At 55.2% G+C, this 20,592-nt stretch carries 17 protein-coding genes; 1 reads left to right on the top strand and 16 read right to left on the bottom strand.

Annotated elements, in window-relative coordinates; translation table 11 throughout:
* Positions 1-4: 4 nt before the first annotated feature.
* From KGA98_RS12335 to mtnA, 16 genes are all read right to left on the bottom strand, one after another.
* On the bottom strand, positions 5-1,123 hold the full coding sequence (locus KGA98_RS12335) for an EpsG family protein (protein ID WP_223502432.1): 1,119 nt from the start codon (positions 1,121-1,123) through the stop codon (positions 5-7).
* Positions 1,123-2,406: an O-antigen translocase gene (locus KGA98_RS12330; protein WP_223502431.1), complete on the bottom strand. Its 1,284-nt coding sequence runs from the start codon at positions 2,404-2,406 to the stop codon at positions 1,123-1,125. The genes KGA98_RS12335 and KGA98_RS12330 overlap by 1 nt, the downstream gene beginning before the upstream one ends.
* Positions 2,396-3,538, bottom strand: a complete 1,143-nt coding sequence (rffA, locus tag KGA98_RS12325) for a dTDP-4-amino-4,6-dideoxygalactose transaminase (RefSeq protein ID WP_223502430.1) — start codon at positions 3,536-3,538, stop codon at positions 2,396-2,398. Before rffA ends, KGA98_RS12330 begins: the two co-directional genes overlap by 11 nt.
* Complete coding sequence (locus KGA98_RS12320) at positions 3,525-4,097, bottom strand: acyltransferase (protein ID WP_223502429.1); 573 nt, start codon at positions 4,095-4,097, stop codon at positions 3,525-3,527. Before KGA98_RS12320 ends, rffA begins: the two co-directional genes overlap by 14 nt.
* Positions 4,098-4,347: 250 nt before the next feature.
* Complete coding sequence (locus KGA98_RS12315; RefSeq protein WP_223502428.1) at positions 4,348-5,397, bottom strand: LPS O-antigen chain length determinant protein WzzB; 1,050 nt, start codon at positions 5,395-5,397, stop codon at positions 4,348-4,350.
* A 61-nt stretch (positions 5,398-5,458) separates the two neighbouring features.
* On the bottom strand, positions 5,459-5,695 hold the full coding sequence (locus KGA98_RS12310) for a lipopolysaccharide assembly protein LapA domain-containing protein (protein ID WP_223502427.1): 237 nt from the start codon (positions 5,693-5,695) through the stop codon (positions 5,459-5,461).
* 24 nt (positions 5,696-5,719) lie between these two features.
* A complete protein-coding gene (ihfB, locus tag KGA98_RS12305) occupies positions 5,720-6,022 on the bottom strand; it encodes an integration host factor subunit beta (RefSeq protein WP_154910848.1) in 303 nt (100 codons plus the stop codon).
* 150 nt (positions 6,023-6,172) lie between these two features.
* Positions 6,173-6,457 (bottom strand): hypothetical protein, encoded by a 285-nt coding sequence (locus KGA98_RS12300; RefSeq protein ID WP_223502426.1) that lies wholly within the window; start codon positions 6,455-6,457, stop codon positions 6,173-6,175.
* Positions 6,458-6,661: 204 nt separating this feature from the next.
* Positions 6,662-8,353, bottom strand: coding sequence for a 30S ribosomal protein S1 (rpsA, locus tag KGA98_RS12295; RefSeq protein ID WP_007973639.1), 1,692 nt, complete (start codon positions 8,351-8,353; stop codon positions 6,662-6,664).
* A 120-nt stretch (positions 8,354-8,473) separates the two neighbouring features.
* Positions 8,474-9,163: a (d)CMP kinase gene (gene cmk, locus KGA98_RS12290; protein ID WP_007985391.1), complete on the bottom strand. Its 690-nt coding sequence runs from the start codon at positions 9,161-9,163 to the stop codon at positions 8,474-8,476.
* Positions 9,160-11,367 carry a bifunctional prephenate dehydrogenase/3-phosphoshikimate 1-carboxyvinyltransferase gene (locus tag KGA98_RS12285; RefSeq protein ID WP_238786611.1) on the bottom strand — a complete coding sequence of 736 codons (2,208 nt, stop codon included), beginning with the start codon at positions 11,365-11,367 and terminating at the stop codon, positions 9,160-9,162. Before KGA98_RS12285 ends, cmk begins: the two co-directional genes overlap by 4 nt.
* 28 nt (positions 11,368-11,395) lie before the next feature.
* Positions 11,396-12,508: a histidinol-phosphate transaminase gene (hisC, locus tag KGA98_RS12280; protein WP_090457149.1), complete on the bottom strand. Its 1,113-nt coding sequence runs from the start codon at positions 12,506-12,508 to the stop codon at positions 11,396-11,398.
* 13 nt (positions 12,509-12,521) lie between these two features.
* Complete coding sequence (gene pheA, locus KGA98_RS12275) at positions 12,522-13,616, bottom strand: prephenate dehydratase (RefSeq protein ID WP_007939916.1); 1,095 nt, start codon at positions 13,614-13,616, stop codon at positions 12,522-12,524.
* Positions 13,616-14,701: a 3-phosphoserine/phosphohydroxythreonine transaminase gene (gene serC / locus KGA98_RS12270; protein ID WP_057713770.1), complete on the bottom strand. Its 1,086-nt coding sequence runs from the start codon at positions 14,699-14,701 to the stop codon at positions 13,616-13,618. The genes pheA and serC overlap by 1 nt, the downstream gene beginning before the upstream one ends.
* A gap of 237 nt (positions 14,702-14,938) precedes the next feature.
* Positions 14,939-17,593 carry a DNA gyrase subunit A gene (gene gyrA, locus KGA98_RS12265; protein WP_057713769.1) on the bottom strand — a complete coding sequence of 885 codons (2,655 nt, stop codon included), beginning with the start codon at positions 17,591-17,593 and terminating at the stop codon, positions 14,939-14,941.
* A 446-nt stretch (positions 17,594-18,039) separates the two neighbouring features.
* On the bottom strand, positions 18,040-19,116 hold the full coding sequence (gene mtnA / locus KGA98_RS12260) for an S-methyl-5-thioribose-1-phosphate isomerase (protein ID WP_057713768.1): 1,077 nt from the start codon (positions 19,114-19,116) through the stop codon (positions 18,040-18,042).
* Positions 19,117-19,224: 108 nt separating this feature from the next.
* Here mtnA and KGA98_RS12255 point away from each other — a divergent pair, with 108 nt between their 5' ends.
* Entirely contained in the window at positions 19,225-20,559 is a 1,335-nt protein-coding gene (locus KGA98_RS12255) for a TRZ/ATZ family hydrolase (RefSeq protein WP_090457151.1), read from the top strand.
* Positions 20,560-20,592 lie beyond the last annotated feature (33 nt).

Genomic DNA, 20,592 nt, shown 5'->3' with positions numbered 1-20,592 from the left:
CTTACTAATTATTGAAATTAAAAAACTGAACTGCTTCACCTGTCCAACCCGCATTATCTGTCAAATTCAAGTACAAAGTCAGCCCTGCATACAACACTATTAGAGCGTAGCCCAACCATTTGCCGAACAACGAAAAAATGATAAACGGTAACAAGACGTATTCAAACATCGAAACGGCTGCATAACTCCTTCCCGCGACAATTGCAAAATCGCCCAATGCAATCCGTATAAAAGTTGCGCAAAAAAAGAAGCAAAAAACCAATTCAAAATGCTCATATCTACTTGAAATTCTGCACCAAAAAGTCAAAGCAAGCCCTACAAAAAACAAATTCTTTAAATTTACAGCACTAAACAAGGGTAACGGGTAATTATATATCTCCGCATTGAGATACAGATTTATTTTCTCACCTATAAACCCAAAATTAATCAAATATGAAAAAAATGTTTGTATATCAAAAAGCGCCGTAAAGGCCAGGAGAAAAAATGCGACGGCCGCGTATACACTGCGACTTGGTCGAAGTTGATAAATAGCGAACGGTAGTAGAATCAACAATGATGACACATGCACAAATGCGGCACAGATCAGCAGAAGCATGAACATACCGATCTTCCGCACAGGAATAAACGTCGCGGCCCAAAATAGAAGCGCAGAGGCCAAACCAAGACGTATGGCATTTAGTTCTTTATTAAGATAAAAATGACAAAAATATACAAGGATCGCAGCACCGACATGGGGAGAAAAAAACTTTATCGCCCTGACGTTCAGCGCTACAGAGGCTAATGCAACCACACTGAAAAGCACGAAAGGCTCGCCACCAAAACCGCGCAACATAGACAGCAGGGTAAAAAATCCGAGTTCCACATTGAACTGGGAGTAGCTATAACCGCATAAAAACTCATCACATCCAAAAAAAAACGGAACATCCGTGAACATTTGCGCGTAGGCAACGTCATCGCTACCGACCCCCAAACTCCGCAGTGCCGCTAATATCACGAGAGCTATAGCGGATGAAAAAACCGCAAGTTGCTTGACCCAACCTTGTTTAATCAACATTTCCGTACCACCGGAAATGGTCAAAAATATGAACATAGCGTAAATAGGCCAAACAAACTCAAAAGACATCAGTTACGCACCCAAAACTTCAACGCAAGAATACTCACCAGGAAACAGATGATATAGGACATCATATACGCAACCGTGACCCCTTCTGCGCCAACAATAAACTGCCCCATCAATAAGCTTAGAGATACAAATAAACCAGCTTGAAAAACCTCTGAAATAATGTAAATCCGGGTTGCTGCTCTCGCAACTGCAACAAAACCAATGACATAGTTAGAGGCTTTGAAAAAATCACCAATTAACTGGTATAGTAAAAATTCATTTAGCTCTTCGAACTCTTTAGAGAGCAGCAAGGGGACAAAAAAATCCCGCCCAAAATAAAGCGTCCCGCCTCCGACTGCGAAGACAACCATGACAAAAACTACAAACTTATGGGTAAGTTGCTCTACTTCTCTTTTATTATTGATCCTAGATATCATCGGCATGAAATAGGATGCCAAAAAGACACTAAAAAAACCCAAATATGCACTGGAAAGCCTAATTAGACCTTGCCAAATTCCCGCCTGGGTGTAGCCGGCATTAGTAATTAAATTTTGTCGAATATAAATCTCGACAACGGGAAATGCGATCGCACTCACGCACAACATCAAACTGAACCAGCTTAATTTTTTAAGTAAAAGCGGATCTATTTTCCTACGTCTGAACCTGAAACGTAGTGAAGACCTCAGATACAAATAAACACTTGGAAATATCGCCATTGCCAAGATCGATATAATCGCTATCGCCGCACCCGGCAACCCAAATTTTAATATCAGCAACCAAGCAAAAGGCAATGAGATTAAGTTCCCAATTATCTGAGCAAGTGCGAACGACTTAACATCAGCAAGTCCATTTGCGACAGAGGAGAACAGCATATTAAAGGCTAGCACGAGCTGAAAAACCGATAACAATGATATAACCCAGGCGAGACTACTATCCCCAAGTATGAACACTGATATCGGATGAGAAAAAAGCAAAAACAACAAAGCAAAAGAAACAGAAAAGACAAATGCAAAAGCCGAGGCCGTACTCAAAAGCCTATAGAGACCAAATTTGTCATTTCTGTACTCAGCGGAATACTTTATGACGCCATGAGTGATACCTCCGCCAGCCAACAGAGCGAGTATCGAAGTCAGACTCATAAAGTGGCCAAGCTTCCCCAGCCCGTCCGGCCCCAAATATAGAGCGATTAGCTTAAGAATCAGAAAGCCAACAACTATTTTTGAAGCCTGGGCAAGAGTCGTCAATACGGCGCTGGAAACAGCTTTCCGATACTGAAGTTTGTCGCTGCACTCGTTACGCGCCACAGGACATAATCGCTGCAGTTACTTGGCTCTTGACTTCATTTTCCTCATCCGTATTCATACCTAACCAGAGAGGCAAGCGAATAAGGCGCTCACTTTCACGGGTGGTAAACTTATCATAACCTGAAAACACACCAAGTTTTTTTCCAGCGGGCGCCGAATGCAAAGGAATATAATGAAACACTGCACCAACACCAACGTCCTTTAGTTTACTCAGTACCGCTGTGCGCACATCAATATCTTTCACCTTGATATAATACATATGGGCATTCGCAACACAACCATCCGGTATCACAGGGAGATCAACAACCCCCTTATTTTCATAAGCTTTAAAATGCTCATGGTACTTTGCCCATAGGGCAAGACGTGCAGAATTTATATATTCACAACGTTCTAACTGGCCATACAAATAAGCTGCTTGCAGCTCACCAGGAAGATAACTGCTTCCTACATCTACCCATGTATATTTATCAATCATCCCTCGAAAAAATTGACTCCGATTTGTCCCTTTTTCGCGGATTATTTCTGCACGAGCAACGAAGCGAGCATCATTAATAATCAACAACCCCCCTTCACCACCACTTGTAAAGTTTTTTGTTTCGTGAAAACTAAAGGCAGCCATGTGACCAATAGAACCCAGTTGACGCCCTTTGTAGGTGGACATCATTCCCTGAGCAGCGTCCTCTATTACAAACAAACCATTGCGCTTGGCAATATCCATTATTGTATCCATCTCGCAAGCGACGCCTGCATAATGTACAGGCACGATCGCCTTGGTCCGAGATGTAATAGCACCCTCAATCAGGGCTTCATCAATGTTCATTGTGTCTGGACGAATGTCGACAAACACGATTTTTGCCCCTCGCAGCACAAAGGCGTTTGCCGTACTCACAAAGGTATAGCTTGGCATGATGACTTCATCACCAGGCTGAATATCGATTAGAATTGCGGCCATTTCCAATGCCTGAGTACAGGAAGGCGTCAATAGTGCCTTGGCGCAGCCCAACTTTTTCTCAAACCACTGATGGCACAAAGCAGTGAACTCACCATCTCCCGACATTTTGCCACTGCGCATGGCACGGAGAACGTACTGATCTTCATTACCAGTATATGGCGGCTTATTAAATGGGATCATTTTTTTGCTCACTTAAAAATTCGACTTCGAGTTTCAGCAGATCTTTTTTACGTTGTTTTATAAACTTCGCTGGCACGCCGGCATATATCCCCCATGCCTCAGTCGACCTAGTGACTAATGCCATTGAGCCTATAGAACAACCTTCTGATATCTCAACACCCGGAAAAATAACCGCCCCCGCTCCCACAATGACATGCCTGCCGAGTCGAACAGCGGAAAATTTCTCGTTCTTGAATTTTTTCGGAACGAGAGAGTTGGTCAACGTCTCGCCGCTATAATCGTCCGATTGCGAAAAGACTTTTACGCCATATGCCAACGTACAAAAATCTTCCATGAAGATACCAGGAATACCTCCAGCGACAAGACACATCGGCGTGATGTGATTGTACCGACCAATTTTTACGCGTCCCGAGATCACACAAAAATCGTCAATCCTGGAAAAATCACCTATCTCAATTTTGTCCGCATTGTAAATACACGCCTTGTCGCTGATCTTTACCTGCTTGCCAAGACTCTTGAAACCCAATTTTTGAAGTTCTTCGTCGGTTAGATAGGCCATTCTTGATGTACCAATTGAATTTGTAGTGCTAAGTATTAATATTTCTACCATTACCAGTTACAAGCTTGCTTTAAAGTATGTAAGCCAAGCCCTGTGTTTCCTGCTCACAACCGAGAGAAGTGATTGCACTGGTAACCGGTAACCAGTCGAAAACCAAAGACTGATTGTACATTCACTAACCTGATCTCGCACAATGCCGCCGAAGAATCAACGCAAGCGCCTATTATCCAACGCTTGCCTTAGAGAAACCTCAAGAAAGCACTCTACGCCGATCCCACAAATAACGAACCAAACCAATCAGTAAACCCAAGAGCCCACCTCCAATCACAGCCAACCCTATGTACAGCATTTTCTTTGGCTTGATGGGTTCGTCAGGTATCTCAATCGATCCATCTTGCCGATAAACAGCAACGCCGGAGGGATCAATCCGCAAGTCTTCATAGAAAAACTTCTTGATTTCAAGCATACGAAGATTTTTTATGAAGGGATCGTTGCTTTTTCTCTCCTGCAAATTTTTTATTTCTGCACTCAGCGCTTTGGTGCCTCGCATGTATGTCAACTGGCCATCCATGGTCGCAGTGACTTCGGCGGCAACATTACCAGCAATGATAGGAGGCTCTTCAAGACCAATTGACTGCGCAACTCTCAACGCTTCTTGTAGTCGGCTAATCGAGTCACTCCTTATCCCACTTTCAGTCTGTCGCAAAATACTGATTTGCTGACCAATATTACGTGCGCGGACTTCTGCTTCCCGCGTAACGTTGGTAATCACCTCATTTTTAGAGGCTATTCCTGCATTTGTTGCGAAGGTTTTCACCCACTCGGTTGCGCGCGCAGGGTCATTATCCTGAACTGAAATTGAATATCGATCTGGTTGTTCCTTGGAGGGTAACCCTATAGTCAGTTTCTTTAAAAATTTTGAATACAATAAATCCTGTGATTTTTTTCGATCCGCTTCAGAAAGCGACGGCAAATACACATCTAGAAAGAATGCGCGACGCAAAGTCTCACTTTGCAAGTTGCGAGTAAAAACATCATACACATCCTTTACTGCATAAGGTGTAAGCTCCAACTCTTTGGTTCGACCATAGTTAAAATCGGCGATTCCATTCAAAGTAGGCGGCAGCAAATATACACGAGCCTCATATACTGGCTTACTGATAAACGCATAAGCTGTTACACCCAAAGCAACAACCAAGGTAGTGCACAGTATCATTACTTTTTGAGCCCAAAGGGATCTCATCAACTCAAATAAATCTATCTCATCCGACCCGGGCTTGGTCGATGGGTCATTCGTCATTCTGGCCAGCCTTTTCTAGTATACATTTATGATGTTGCGCCTCATGTTCCAAGCTCGTATTTTAACTAATTCCAGGATGTCTTTTCTTCTTTTGCGCAAAAATAAAAGCTAAAAGAGGCCCTATTGCCATACCGCTCAGCAACACCAAAATTAGCGATACAGCTAGCGGAAGCTCAGGCGACGACCACCCAAGAAACACCAGTGAAACAGATTGCTTATTTTCAAGCACAAAAATGACTGTCGCAAATACAATCAGCAGTGCGATTACAAAATAAACTATGCGTTTGACATAACTCATCGAAAAGCTTCCCGCAAATATCAATTACTGCTTTACATCCTCGTCCTCATCCTCATTTACCCGATCCCTCAGCTCTTTCCCGGGCTTGAAATGCGGAACGAACTTGCCATCGAGACTGACAGACTGGCCGGTTTTCGGATTGCGCCCTACCCGTGGCGCACGGTAGTGCAGAGAGAAGCTGCCAAACCCCCGGATCTCGATACGATCCCCGGTAGCCAGACATTGGGACATTTGCTCAAGCATGGTCTTGATGGCCAGCTCCACATCCTTGGATGAGAGCAGCCCTTGATGGGTGACAATTCGTTCGATCAACTCCGACTTCGTCATATTTTTCCCTTCTTTTTCAAGCAGCTAGATCAGCGCTTCAAAGGTTTTAGCACGCCTGCACGATTTTGAACAGCCTGAGTTTTACCATCTATCCCCCCCCCAAAAAAATGCTTGATCCCCGGAACGGGAAGACTCTGGACGATCACCCTGTCATCGGCAAATCACCAGCATAGTGCGCGTCAGGAAACCTGCCGGGTTGAACCCGAAAAGCCCACCCTCCTCCTCGTCTTCCTTGAGATCATCAGACCTTGCCACGACCTGGTAGCCCGTTCCCTTGCATTCCTTGGCCGCACGCTTGTAACACTTGTCCCATTTCGAACCGAGCCCCGAACAATCGACCTCAATACCGCTAACCCCACGCACTACGTGAGTTTTGGCACTGGTGGTACAACCCGCCAATGCCAGCACTGCCACTGCGACAATGAGCTTGTTCATTCACGTCCTTTTGCCAGAAAGCCTGTCAGGCGATCATTAGTCTCAGGCTAAAGACTAGCTGCAAATAAGCGCTTGATCCGACTAAACATTCAGACCTTCTTTCGGCGTTTTTGGTTCACGCCCCAGGCATCCGAACGCAATTCACCAAACGCCAGGCACAAAAAAGGGCGACCGAAGTCGCCCTTTTTTACAGAAAGTCAGAACTCAGTTCTGTTTTTCCATTTGTGCACGCAGCAGGTCACCCAGAGTGGTGGCCACAGGAGCATCAGTAGCTACTGGCTTGTCGCGCAGGCTCTGGATTGCTTCTTTCTCGTCTTCAACGTCTTTCGACTTGATCGAGAGCTGAATTACACGGCTCTTGCGGTCAACGCTGATGATCTTGGCTTCTACTTCTTCGCCTTCTTTCAGAACGTTGCGCGCGTCTTCAACGCGGTCACGGCTGATTTCGGAGGCTTTCAGAGTCGCTTCGATATCGTCGGCCAGAGTGATGATGGCGCCTTTAGCGTCAACTTCCTTCACGATGCCTTTAACGATGGCGCCTTTGTCGTTCTCTTGAACGTACTCGGAGAACGGATCGCTTTCCAGCTGCTTGATACCCAGGGAGATGCGCTCGCGCTCTGGGTCAACCGACAGGATAACGGTGTCCAGCTCGTCGCCCTTCTTGAAGCGGCGAACGGCTTCTTCGCCCACTTCGTTCCAGGAGATGTCGGACAGGTGAACCAGACCGTCGATGCCGCCGTCCAGACCAATGAAGATACCGAAATCGGTGATCGACTTGATGGTGCCGGAGATTTTATCGCCCTTGTTGAACTGGCCAGAGAAATCTTCCCATGGGTTAGATTTGCACTGCTTGATGCCCAGGGAGATACGACGACGCTCTTCGTCGATGTCCAGAACCATGACTTCCACTTCGTCGCCGACTTGTACGACTTTCGAAGGGTGGATGTTCTTGTTGGTCCAGTCCATTTCGGAAACGTGTACCAGACCTTCAACGCCTTCTTCCAGCTCAGCGAAGCAGCCGTAGTCGGTCAGGTTGGTTACACGCGCGGTAACGCGAGTGCTTTCCGGGTAACGGGCTTTGATAGCAACCCATGGATCTTCGCCCAGTTGCTTCAGGCCCAGGGAAACACGATTGCGCTCGCGATCGTATTTCAGAACCTTGACATCGATCTCGTCGCCAACGTTGACGATTTCGGAAGGATGCTTGATACGCTTCCAAGCCATGTCGGTAATGTGCAGCAGGCCATCGACGCCACCCAGATCGACGAATGCGCCGTAATCGGTGAGGTTCTTGACGATACCTTTGACTTGTTGGCCTTCCTGCAGGGATTCCAGCAGAGCTTCGCGCTCGGCGGAGTTCTCGGCTTCCAGGACGCTGCGACGGGAAACGACAACGTTGTTGCGCTTCTGGTCCAGCTTGATGACCTTGAATTCCAGCTCTTTGCCTTCCAGGTGCGTGGTGTCGCGCACTGGACGGACGTCAACCAGAGAACCTGGCAGGAACGCACGGATGCCGTTAACGTCGACAGTGAAGCCGCCTTTAACCTTACCGTTGATAACGCCCTTGACCACTTCTTCGGCTGCGAAGGCTGCTTCCAGAACAATCCAGCATTCAGCGCGCTTGGCTTTTTCACGGGACAGCTTGGTTTCACCAAAGCCGTCTTCAACCGAGTCCAGAGCAACGTGAACTTCGTCACCGACGTTGATGTTCAGTTCGCCAGCGTCGTTGTAGAACTGCTCAAGCGGGATGAGTGCTTCAGACTTCAGGCCAGCGTGAACGGTTACCCAGCGAGCCTGGTAATCGATATCAACGATAACACCGGTGATGATGGAGCCTGCCTGAAGGTTCAGGGTTTTTAGGCTTTCTTCAAAGAGTTCCGCAAAGCTTTCGCTCATTTTAATTCCTGTTGATGAGGGCGAAGAATACGCCCATCTCCACACCCCAGACGGTGTGGGTTAGTTTCATTTAAAAGAAGCCACCGCAGGACTATGACTGGTCCCCTGCGGCCTTCTTGGTCACCCGGCGATATCGCGAATGGCGATCTCGCTCATGATGCGTTCCAGCACCTGGTCGATGGATAATTCCGTGGAATCCAGCTGTATGGCGTCAGCCGCCGGTTTAAGCGGGGCTACCGCTCGCTGGGTGTCACGCTCATCGCGCGCACGTATCTCATCTAGCAGACTCGACAGACTAACACCCTCGACCTTGCCCTTCAACTGCAAATATCGACGGCGCGCCCGCTCCTCGGCGCTGGCGGTCAGAAAAATTTTCAGCGGCGCGTCAGGAAAAACCACTGTGCCCATGTCGCGACCATCCGCCACAAGGCCCGGCGCCTCCTGAAAAGCCCGCTGGCGCTGCAGCAGCGCCTCGCGGACAGCGGGCAGCGCAGCCACCTGGGAAGCGCCGGAACCGACGCTTTCGGTACGAATGACATCGCTGACTTCATCACCTTCCAGGATGATGCGTTGCAACTGACCGTCCGTCGCCGCGATGAACTGCACATCCAGATGAGCGGCGAGTTTCTTCAGCAGCTCTTCATTGGTCAGGTCGACACCATGATTATGCGCGGCAAAGGCCAGCAACCGGTACAACGCACCGGAATCCAGCAGGTTCCAGCCCAGGCGCTTGGCCAGAATCCCGGCTACCGTGCCCTTGCCCGAACCGCTTGGCCCATCGATGGTGATGACCGGTGCAATGTTGATCACGACTGTGCCTCTTGTGCCACGCGAATACCGACCTGTGCACACAGCGCCAGGAAATTCGGGAACGACGTCGCGACGTTGGCGCAATCATGAATGCGGATTGGCGCACTGGCGCGCAGCGAAGCAACGCTGAACGCCATGGCAATACGGTGATCACCATGACCGTGCACTTCACCGCCGCCGATCTGGCCGCCGTCGATGATGATGCCATCCGGGGTTGGTTCGCACTTTACGCCCAGCGCCAGCAAACCATCCGCCATGACCTGGATGCGATCCGATTCCTTGACCCGCAGCTCTTCGGCGCCACGCAACACTGTGCGCCCTTCAGCGCAGGCGGCGGCGACGAACAGCACCGGGAACTCGTCGATCGCCAGCGGAACCAGCGCCTCGGGAATCTCGATACCTTTGAGTTTAGCTGCACGTACGCGCAAGTCCGCCACCGGCTCGCCACCCACTTCACGCTGGTTTTCCAGGGTGATGTCGGCGCCCATCAGGCGCAGGATGTCGATCACGCCGGTACGGGTCGGGTTGATGCCGACGTGTTCCAGCACCAGTTCCGAACCTTCAGCGATCGATGCCGCTACCAGGAAGAACGCCGAGGACGAAATATCACCCGGGACTTCAATGTGGGTCGCGGTCAGCTTGTTGCCGGACTCGACCGATGCGGTCGCACCATTGACCGTTACCGGGTAGCCGAAGCCACGCAGCATGCGCTCGGTATGGTCGCGGGTCGGAGCAGGCTCGGTGACCGTGGTCTTGCCTTCGGCATACAGACCGGCCAGCAGCAGGCAGGACTTAACCTGGGCGCTGGCCATCGGCATGGTATAGGTCAGGCCCTTGAGCTTGTTGCCACCACGAATGGTCATCGGTGGACGACCTTCGGCGGCGGTTTCGATCACCGCGCCCATTTCACGCAGCGGATTGGCCACACGATTCATCGGGCGCTTGGACAGCGAAGCGTCGCCGGTCAGGGTGCTGTCGAAGTTCTGCGCAGCCAACAGGCCGGACAGCAGACGCATCGAAGTACCGGAGTTGCCCAGATAGATCGGGCCCGGCGCCGGTTTCAGGCCATGCAGACCGACACCGTGGATGGTCACACGGCCGTGGTGCGGGCCTTCGATGACCACGCCCATGTCGCGGAACGCCTGCAAGGTTGCCAAGGCGTCTTCGCCCTCGAGGAAGCCTTCGACTTCGGTGACGCCTTCGGCCAGCGAGCCGAGCATGATCGAACGGTGGGAAATGGATTTGTCACCCGGTACGCGAATCCGACCGGACAGGCGGCCACCAGGTTGAGCCAGGAAGATCAGATCGTTGGAATTCATAGCGTCCACATAGGCCCTGCGGGCCAGGATTTTACTGAAATGCTCGCGGGCAACCCGGGCGCGAGTGAAAACGCCCAACAATTGGTGCCCATCCCCTGCATCGACCGCGTCGCGCAAGGCGTCGAGGTCGCTGCGAAATGTATCGAGTGTGCGCAGGACAGCTTCGCGGTTGGCGAGGAAGATGTCGTGCCACATGACCGGGTCGCTACCGGCGATTCTTGTGAAATCGCGGAAACCGCCCGCAGCGTAACGGAAGATCTCAAGATTTTCATTGCGCTTGGCCAACGAATCGACCAGGCCGAACGCCAGCAAGTGCGGCAGATGGCTGGTCGCGGCCAGTACTTCGTCGTGACGCTCGACCTGCATGTGCTCGACATCGGCGCCCAACTCGCGCCACAAACGGTCGACTACCGCCAGGGCTGCCGGATCGGTTTGCTCCAGCGGCGTCAGGATCACTTTGTGACGACGGAACAGTTCAGCGTTGGAGGCTTCCACCCCACTCTGCTCTGAACCGGCAATCGGGTGCCCCGGCACAAAGCACGACGGCATCTTGCCAAATGCTTCGGTGGCCGCGCGCACCACATTGCCCTTGGCACTGCCGACATCGGTCAGGATCGCCTGCCCCAGATCCATGCCCGCCAGACGCGCAAGCACTTTCTCCATAGCCAGGATCGGCACCGCCAGCTGGATGACGTCGGCGCCCTGACAAGCAACGCCCAGGTCTTCCTCGCAGCGATCCACCACACCCAACTCGACCGCGAGCTTGCGCGATTGCGGATCGAGATCGACTCCGACCACTTCGCGGCACAGACCGCTTTCACGCAAGCCCTTGGCAAACGAACCGCCGATCAACCCGAGACCGACCACCACCAGGCGACCGATCATAGGCTCAGCAGATTGCAGCGCAGTGACATCAACCACGAGCCAGAACCTTGGTCAGCGCCTCAAGGAAGCGGCTGTTCTCTGCCGGCAGGCCAATGGTGATGCGCAGGTGGTTTGGCATGCCGTAGTTGGCCACCGGACGCACGATCACGCCTTCACGAAGCAAGCCCTGGAACACCGGGGCCGCAACCTGACCGAGATCGACGCAAATGAAATTGCCTTTGGATGGTATCCAGCTCAGCCCCAGCTCACGGAAACCGGCCTCCAGCTGCTGCATGCCGGACTCGTTCAACTGACGGCTTTGCGCCAGATACTCTTCGTCCTTCAACGCCGCACAGGCCGCGGCCAGGGCCAGACTGTTGACGTTGAACGGCTGGCGTACACGGTTCAGCACGTCTGCGACCACCGCCGTGGACAAGCCATAACCCACGCGCAGCGCCGCCAGGCCATAGGCCTTGGAGAAGGTGCGGGAAACCAGCAGGTTCGGATAAGCCGCCAGGAAATCCAGGCCATCCGGCAGATCGCTGCCTTCGGCGTATTCGATGTAAGCCTCGTCCAGTACGACCAGCACATGCTCCGGCACATCCTGCAGGAATTCGTCCAGCGCCTCGGCGTCGAACCAGGTCCCGGTCGGGTTGTTCGGGTTGGCGATGAACACCACGCGGGTGTTGGCATCGATCGCCGCCAGCATGGCAGGCAGGTCATGCCCCCAATCCTTGGCCGGAACCACTTTGGCCTGTGCGCCGACCGCCTGGGTGGCAATCGGGTAGACAGCGAATGCATGCTCGCTGAACACGGCGTTCAGGCCCGGTGCCAGATAAGCACGCGCAACCAGTTCCAGGATGTCGTTGGAACCGTTGCCCAGCGTGACCTGGTCGAGTTCGACGCGGCACTGCTCGGCCAGCAGGCTCTTGAGGGCAAAACCGTTGCCGTCCGGATAACGGGTCAGCTCGGCCAGCGCATCGCGGATCGCCGCCAGCGCCTTGGGGCCAGCGCCCAGCGGGTTTTCGTTGCTCGCCAGCTTGACGATACTGGCTGGATCGAGGTCCAGCTCACGCGCCAGTTCGTCCACGGGTTTGCCCGGAACGTAAGGCGAAAGTTGTTGCACGCCCGGCTGTGCCAGAGCGAGGAAATTGCCACTCATTTGCTACCGCCCCTTAGAGAACTGCTTTCGGGTAGGAACCCAGCACCTTGAGTGCCACTGCTTCCTGACTGATCTTTTCCAGCACACCTTTGACCAAGGGGTCGCGGTGGTGGCCGACGAAGTCGATGAAGAACACATAGGTCCATTTACCGCTGCGCGACGGACGAGTCTCGATTCGCGTCAGGTCGATGCCATTGTCGTGGAATGGCACCAGCAACTCGTGAAGCGCACCCGGCTTGTTGCTCATCGAAACGATGATCGATGTCTTGTCGTCGCCGGTCGGTGGCACTTCCTGGTTGCCGATCATGAGGAAGCGCGTGGAGTTATCCGGACGGTCCTCGATTTTTTCGGCCAGACGGGTCAAGCCGTACAGGCCGGCCGCCATATCGCCGGCAATCGCCGCCGAGTTCCACTCACCCTTGACCCGCTTGGCCGCTTCGGCGTTGCTGGACACCGCCACGCGCTCGACATTCGGGTAATGGGCGTCCAGCCACTTGCGGCACTGGGCCAGTGACTGGGCGTGGGAGTAGATGCGGCTGATGCTGTCGGTCTTGGTGTTTTCACCGACCAATAGGTGATGGTGGATACGCAGCTCGACTTCACCGCAGATCACCATGTCATGTTCGAGGAAGCTGTCGAGGGTGTGGTTGACCGCGCCTTCGGTGGAGTTCTCCACCGGCACCACACCAAAATTCACCGCCCCCGCCGCCACTTCACGGAACACTTCGTCGATCGCCGCCATCGGCTTGCTGATCACCGCGTGGCCGAAGTGCTTCATGGCCGCCGCCTGAGTGAAGGTGCCTTCAGGGCCGAGATAAGCCACTTTCAGCGGCTGTTCGAGCGCCAGGCACGAAGACATGATTTCACGGAACAACCGCGCCATCTCTTCGTTGCCCAGCGGCCCCTGGTTGCGCTCCATGACACGCTTGAGCACCTGAGCTTCGCGCTCGGGACGATAGAACACCGGCACTTCGCCTTCGGCCAGCGAGGCCATCTTTACTCGCGCGACTTCCTGGGCGCAGCGCGCACGCTCACTGATCAGCTCCAGGACCTTTTCGTCCAGGGCATCAATGCGCAGGCGCAGTGCCTTGAGTTCTTGCTCAGACATTAGCCGTGTTCCTTCTCGAACTCTGCCATGTACGAAATCAGCGCATTGACGGCGTTGATGTCGACGGCGTTATAGATGGAGGCGCGCATGCCACCCACGGAACGGTGGCCCTTGAGGTTCAACAGGCCACGCTCGTCGGCACCGGCCAGGAACGGCTTGTCCAGGCGATCATCAGCCAGGCGGAACGGCACGTTCATCCACGAGCGGTCCGACTTGTTGATCGGGTTGCTATACAGGCCGCTGGCATCGATGAAGCTGTACAGCGTGCGCTGCTTGACTTCGTTGAGCTTGCCGATGGCCTCGACGCCGCCCTGCTCCTTGAGCCACTCGAACACCAGGCCGGACAGGTACCAGGCCAGCGTCGGCGGGGTGTTGTACATCGAGCCGTTATCAGCCGCGACCTTGTAGTCGAGCATGGTCGGGCACAGGGAACGGGCCTTGCCCAGCAGGTCTTCGCGTACGATGTTGACGACGATACCGCTCGGGCCGATGTTTTTCTGGGCACCGGCGTAGATCATGCCGAAGCGCGACACATCCACCGGGCGCGACAGGATGTCCGAGGACATGTCGGCCACCAGCGGAACATCGCCGGTTTCCGGGATCCACTGAAACTCCAGGCCGCCGATGGTTTCGTTCGGCGCGTAGTGAACGTAGGCCGCGTCTTTCGACAGCTTCCACTCGTTCTGGCCGGGAATGGCGAAATAATCGTAAGGCTTGGCGGTGGCGGCAACGTTGACGTGGCCAAAGCGCGAAGCTTCTTCGATGGCCTTCTGCGACCAGATACCGGTGTCGATATAGTCGGCCGAGCCGTTTTCCGGCAACAGGTTCAGAGGAATCTGAGCAAATTGCTGGCTGGCGCCGCCTTGCAGAAACAGCACTTTATAGTTCGAGGGGATATTCAGCAGATCACGCAGATCCTGCTCGGCCTTGGTGGCGATGGACACGAACTCATCACTGCGATGGCTCATTTCCATGACCGACAGACCCTTGCCGTGCCAGTCGAGGAGTTCACCCTGGGCGCGCTGCAGGACAGCTTCGGGAAGCGCCGCAGGACCGGCACAGAAGTTATAGGCTCTCTTGCTCACATCCAATCTCGCTCTGATTTGGTGGTATCACGCAATAAATCACAACATCAATCACCACGGAACCAATGTGGGAGCGGGCTTGCTCGCGAAAGCGGTGTTTCAGGCGACATCTGTGCTGAATGTCAGACCGTATTCGCGAGCAAGCCCGCTCCCACATTTGATCGTCGTGGGTGTCGAAATTTTCTAAAGGGACAAACAACAAGGGGGCGAATTTTCATCCGCCCCCTGCTTGCCCACTTATTCCTGTGGTTCTTCGTCAGCGGCGGCGTCGAGTTGCTGGTCTTCGGCAACGTCGTCGATCACGACTTCACCGACAAACCCTTCACCCTCTTCACCTTCCAGCTCTTCACCCTCGACTTCCGACGGCTCTTGAACCCGCTCCAGCCCGACCAGTGTTTCGTCGTTGGCCAGTTTGATCAGGGTCACGCCCTGGGTGTTACGACCCAGGCTGGACACTTCGTCGACACGGGTACGCACCAGGGTGCCCTGGTCGGAAATCAGCATGATTTCCTCGCCGTCGAGTACCTGGACCGCACCGACCAGACGGCCGTTACGTTCGTTGCTGACCATGGCGATAACGCCCTGACCGCCACGCTTGTATTCAGGGAACTCGGTGATCGCCGTGCGCTTGCCGTAGCCACGCGCCGAAGCGGTGAGGATCTGGCTGCCTTCTTCCGGAATCAGCATGGAAATCAGCTTCTGACCTTCCGGCAGACGCATGCCGCGCACACCGCGGGCGGTACGGCCCATGGCGCGAACGTCGGATTCCTTGAAGCGCGTCACTTTGCCGCCGTCGGAGAACAACATGACTTCACGCTCGCCATCGGTGATGGCCGCGGAAATCAGCACGTCGCCTTCGTCCAGTTCCAGTGCGATCAGGCCGACGCTGCGTTGACGGCTGAAGGATTCCAGCGGGGTCTTCTTCACGGTGCCGTTGGCGGTGGCCATGAAGATGTAGTGACCTTCGGTGTATTCCTCGACCGGCAGCATGGTGGTGATGTACTCACCGTCGTCCAGCGGCAGCAGGTTGACCAGCGGACGACCACGGGCAGCGCGGGACGCTTCAGGGATTTCGTAGGTTTTCAGCCAGTACACCTTGCCCTTGCTGGAGAACAGCAGCAGCGTGGTGTGGCTGTTGGCAACCAGCAGGTGAGCGATGTAGTCCTCATCCTTGACGCCGGTCGCCGACTTGCCTTTACCGCCACGACGCTGGGCCTGGTACGCAGCCAGCGGCTGGGTCTTGGCGTAGCCACCGTGGGAAATGGTCACGACGCGCTCCTCTTCCGGGATCATGTCACCCAGGGTCAGGTCGAGACGGGCATCGAGGATTTCGGTACGACGCACGTCGCCGTACTCGGCGCGAATCACTTCCAGCTCTTCGCGAATCACTTCCATCAGGCGCGTGGCGCTGTTGAGGATGCGGATCAGCTCACCGATCTGGTTGAGGATCTCTTGATACTCGGCCAGCAGCTTTTCGTGTTCCAGGCCGGTCAGGCGGTGCAGACGCAGTTCCAGAATGGCTTGCGCCTGCTCTGGCGACAGGAAGTACTTGCCGTCGCGCAGACCGTATTGCGGATCGAGGTTTTCCGGACGGCACGAATCGGCACCGGCACGTTCAACCATTGCCACCACGGCCGAGGACTCCCAAGGGGTGCTGACCAGCGCTTCCTTGGCTTCCGACGGCGTTGGCGATGCCTTGATCAGGGCGATGACCGGGTCGATGTTCGACAGGGCAACCGCTTGACCTTCAAGGATGTGACCACGCTCGCGCGCCTTGCGCAGTTCGAACACGGTACGACGGGTTACCACTTCGCGACGGTGGCGGACGAAGGCTTCCAGCAGATCCTTGAGGTTCAGGATCCGCGGACGGCCGTCGATCAGCGCGACGATGTTGATACCGAACACCGCTTGCAGCTGGGTCTGGGCGTAGAGGTTGTTGAGGATGACCTCAGGCACTTCGCCGCGACGCAACTCGATCACGACGCGCATACCGTCCTTGTCGGACTCGTCGCGCAGTTCGGTGATGCCTTCGAGCTTCTTCTCTTTTACCAGTTCGGCGATCTTCTCGATCAGACGCGCCTTGTTCAGCTGGTAAGGGAGTTCGGTGATGACGATCTGCTGGCGGCCACCGACCTTGTCGATGTCTTCGATCATCGAGCGGGCGCGCATGTAAATGCGCCCGCGACCGGTGCGGTAGGCTTCGATGATGCCGGCACGACCGTTGATGATCGCGGCGGTCGGGAAGTCCGGACCGGGGATGTATTGCATCAGCTCGTCGACAGTCAGCTCTGGATTGTCGATGAGCGCCAGGCAACCGTCGATGACTTCACCGAGGTTGTGCGGCGGAATGTTGGTCGCCATGCCCACGGCGATACCGCTGGAGCCGTTGACCAGCAGGTTGGGAATACGGGTCGGCATGACCGCCGGGATCATTTCGGTGCCGTCGTAGTTCGGCACCCAGTCCACGGTTTCTTTATGCAGGTCAGCCAGCAGCTCGTGCGCCAGCTTGGTCATGCGCACTTCGGTGTATCGCATGGCCGCGGCGTTGTCGCCGTCCACCGAACCGAAGTTGCCCTGGCCGTCTACCAGCAGGTAGCGCAGGGAGAATGGCTGCGCCATCCGAACGATGGTGTCGTACACCGCGGTATCACCGTGCGGGTGATACTTACCGATCACGTCACCGACAACACGGGCAGATTTCTTGTACGGCTTGTTGAAGTCGTTGCCCAGCTCGCTCATCGCGAACAGCACGCGCCGGTGCACGGGCTTCAAGCCATCGCGCGCATCCGGCAGTGCCCGCCCGACAATTACGCTCATCGCGTAGTCGAGGTAGGACTGCTTCAGCTCGTCTTCGATATTGACCGGGAGGATTTCTTTGGCCAGTTCGCCCATGAGAAGCCTGATTCCTTTTTCTGGTGAAACTTCGTCACATCCATATGGGACCAACGAAGCTCGCCGATACAGGCTGAGTGCCATGCACCGACTTACGACAAATCAACGAGTTATGCCATGGATCTGCGCAGTACGGGTCGCCACTTCGGGCAACCCTGGAAACCGCCGGATGTTATCACAAGAGCCGCCACGCACCTATCCCCCAGATGCGCATGGAGAGTAGTTAGTTGACCGGTGACAGGCTTGAAGGGGACGAGAGGGGCTTAGAGGCTTGATGATTGCAGATTTCAGGCTCGATTCAGGCTGATTTGTTGACTTTGCGGGCCTCTTCGCGAGCAAGCCCGCTCCCACACTGGATCGGCGTCGCGTACATATTTTGCGACCGACTTGGTCCAATGTGGGAGCGGGCTTGCTCGCGAATACAATTCATCAGTCGCCAAAGAGCCTTAATGCAGACGCTTGCGGCACATCAACTGCGCCATCTTCGCCGTATCCGGGCGCTCGACGATGCCTTTTTCGGTGACGATCGCATCGATCAGGTCCGCCGGAGTCACATCGAACACCGGATTGAACGCTTCGACATCCGCACCCACCCGCTTGCCACCGACCTCCAGCAACTCGCGGCCATCACGCTCCTCAATCGGAATGTCATCGCCGCTGGCCAGGTGCATGTCGATGGTCGAACTCGGCGCCACCACCATGAAGCGCACGCCGTGGTGCATGGCGTTGACGGCCAGTTGATAGGTGCCGATCTTGTTGGCCACGTCGCCATTGGCGGTGATCCGGTCAGCACCGACGATGACCCAGGTAGGGCCTTTGGTCTTCATGATATGCGCGGCGGCGGAATCGACATTGAGGGTCACGGGAATGCCTTCATTGGCCAGTTCCCACGCGGTCAGCCGCGAGCCCTGCAGCCATGGACGGGTTTCGTCGACATACACCCGCTCGACCATGCCCTCGATGAAAGCCCCACGAATCACCCCCAGCGCCGTGCCAAAGCCGCCCGTGGCCAGTGCGCCGGTGTTGCAGTGGGTCAGGATCGCCTGGGCGTTGCCCTGATGCTTGCGGATCAGGTCCACACCCAGTTGCGCCATGGTCAGGTTGGCTTCGCGATCGCTTTCGTGAATGGCGATGGCCTCTGCCTCCAGCACCTCCAGCGGATCGGCATTGTCTTTCAGGCGATCAAGCCGGTCGTGCATGCGGCCCAGCGCCCAGAACAGGTTGACCGCAGTGGGACGGGAATCGGCCAGCAGCGCGAAATCCTCTTCCAGCGCCGCGTACCAGTCGCCACCTTCGGCAATCCGGGCACGGGCCGCGAGCACGATGCCATAAGCGGCACTGATACCAATCGCCGGCGCACCGCGCACCACCATCGAGCGAATGGCCTCGGCCACACCGGCCGCACTGGTGTAGGCGATCCAGGTTTCCTCGAACGGCAAAATGCGCTGATCCAGCAGATGGAGAGCGCCATCACGCCAATCGATGGCCTTTACCTTTTCCGCAGCCAACAGTCGATCGCGCATCCCTCACCCCGCACTCATGAACAAAAGCCGCCGATTATAGCGATCCCCCCGCGAAGACGCTCGGGTATACTTCGCCATCCTTTACAAAAGCACTGGAACCGACCCTCGATGCCGAACACTGCCGCTGCGCTCGACCTGTTATTGCTGCCGACCTGGCTGGTACCCGTCGAACCTGCTGGTGTTGTCCTCAAGGAACATGGCGTGGGCATCCGTGATGGACGCATCGTGTTTATCGGCCCACGTTCCGCCGCACTGAAGCTTAACGCAACCGAAACCCGCGAGTTGCCCGACATGTTGCTCAGCCCCGGCCTGATCAATGCCCACGGGCACGCGGCGATGACGCTGTTCCGTGGCCTGGCCGATGACCTGCCATTGATGACCTGGCTGGAGAACCACATCTGGCCCGCCGAAGCCAAGTGGGTCGACGAGGACTTCGTGCGCGACGGCACGGATCTGGCCATCGCCGAGCAAATCAAAGGTGGCATCACCTGTTTCTCTGACATGTACTTCTTCCCGAAGGTTGCCAGCGAGCGCGTGCACAACAGCGGCATTCGCGCGCAGATCGCGATTCCGATCCTCGACTTCCCCATTCCGGGCGCCGCTACAGCGGACGAAGCCATTCGTCAGGGCGTCGAGTTGTTTGGCGATCTCAAGCACCACGAGCGCATCAAAATCACCTTCGGCCCCCATGCACCCTACACCGTGGGCGACGAAAACCTGGAAAAAATCCGGGTGATCGCCGAAGAACTGGACGCCTCGATCCACATGCACGTGCATGAAACGGCATTTGAAGTGCAGCAATCGGTCGAGCAGCGCGGTGAACGACCGCTGGCCCGACTGGCGCGCCTGGGCTTGCTGGGGCCACGCTTCCAGGCGGTTCACATGACCCAGATCAGCGAAGAAGACATGACGCTGCTGGTAGAAAGCAACAGCAATGTGATTCATTGCCCGGAATCGAACCTGAAGCTGGCCAGCGGGTTCTGCCCGGTAGAGCGCTTGTGGCAGGCCGGGGTCAATGTCGCGGTCGGCACCGATGGCGCGGCCAGCAACAACGACCTGGACCTGCTCGGCGAAACCCGCACCGCGGCCCTGCTGGCCAAGGCTGTCGCCGGCTCGGCCACCGCGCTGGATGCCCATCGAGCCTTGCGCATGGCCACCCTCAACGGTGCCCGGGCACTGGGTATCGAGGCCGAAGTCGGCTCGCTGGAAATCGGCAAGGCCGCGGACATGGTGGCTTTCGATCTCTCGGGGCTGGCCCAGCAGCCGGTCTACGACCCGGTTTCGCAGCTTATATACGCCACCGGCCGGGACTGCGTGAAACACCTTTGGGTTGCCGGCAAGCAGTTGCTCGACGACCGTCGCCTGACACGCCTGGATGAACAACAGCTAAGTACTGTCGCGAAGGCCTGGGGCCGGCGCATCAGTGGCCGCACCGAATCGTAAGCACCCTGGAGCACAATCCGGGGCAACAGGATT

The organism is Pseudomonas sp. BF-R-24 (genome assembly GCF_019947335.1).
Taxonomy (GTDB): Bacteria; Pseudomonadota; Gammaproteobacteria; order Pseudomonadales; family Pseudomonadaceae; genus Aquipseudomonas; species Aquipseudomonas jessenii.
The sequence above is the reverse complement of the archived record's forward strand: the minus strand, read 5'-3'. Positions and strand labels throughout refer to the sequence as shown.

What these genes read in the sequence shown, in the direction of transcription:
- KGA98_RS12335 (WP_223502432.1), bottom strand. Translation starts at nt 1,123, where the DNA reads ATGTCTTTTGAGTTTGTTTGGCCTATTTACGCTATGTTCATATTTTTG.
- rffA (WP_223502430.1), bottom strand. Translation starts at nt 3,538, where the DNA reads ATGATCCCATTTAATAAGCCGCCATATACTGGTAATGAAGATCAGTAC.
- KGA98_RS12320 (WP_223502429.1), bottom strand. Translation starts at nt 4,097, where the DNA reads ATGGCCTATCTAACCGACGAAGAACTTCAAAAATTGGGTTTCAAGAGT.
- KGA98_RS12315 (WP_223502428.1), bottom strand. Translation starts at nt 5,397, where the DNA reads ATGACGAATGACCCATCGACCAAGCCCGGGTCGGATGAGATAGATTTA.
- KGA98_RS12310 (WP_223502427.1), bottom strand. Translation starts at nt 5,695, where the DNA reads ATGAGTTATGTCAAACGCATAGTTTATTTTGTAATCGCACTGCTGATT.
- ihfB (WP_154910848.1), bottom strand. Translation starts at nt 6,022, where the DNA reads ATGACGAAGTCGGAGTTGATCGAACGAATTGTCACCCATCAAGGGCTG.
- KGA98_RS12300 (WP_223502426.1), bottom strand. Translation starts at nt 6,457, where the DNA reads ATGAACAAGCTCATTGTCGCAGTGGCAGTGCTGGCATTGGCGGGTTGT.
- rpsA (WP_007973639.1), bottom strand. Translation starts at nt 8,353, where the DNA reads ATGAGCGAAAGCTTTGCGGAACTCTTTGAAGAAAGCCTAAAAACCCTG.
- KGA98_RS12285 (WP_238786611.1), bottom strand. Translation starts at nt 11,367, where the DNA reads ATGATCGGTCGCCTGGTGGTGGTCGGTCTCGGGTTGATCGGCGGTTCG.
- hisC (WP_090457149.1), bottom strand. Translation starts at nt 12,508, where the DNA reads ATGAGTGGCAATTTCCTCGCTCTGGCACAGCCGGGCGTGCAACAACTT.
- pheA (WP_007939916.1), bottom strand. Translation starts at nt 13,616, where the DNA reads ATGTCTGAGCAAGAACTCAAGGCACTGCGCCTGCGCATTGATGCCCTG.
- gyrA (WP_057713769.1), bottom strand. Translation starts at nt 17,593, where the DNA reads ATGGGCGAACTGGCCAAAGAAATCCTCCCGGTCAATATCGAAGACGAG.
- mtnA (WP_057713768.1), bottom strand. Translation starts at nt 19,116, where the DNA reads ATGCGCGATCGACTGTTGGCTGCGGAAAAGGTAAAGGCCATCGATTGG.
- KGA98_RS12255 (WP_090457151.1), top strand. Translation starts at nt 19,225, where the DNA reads ATGCCGAACACTGCCGCTGCGCTCGACCTGTTATTGCTGCCGACCTGG.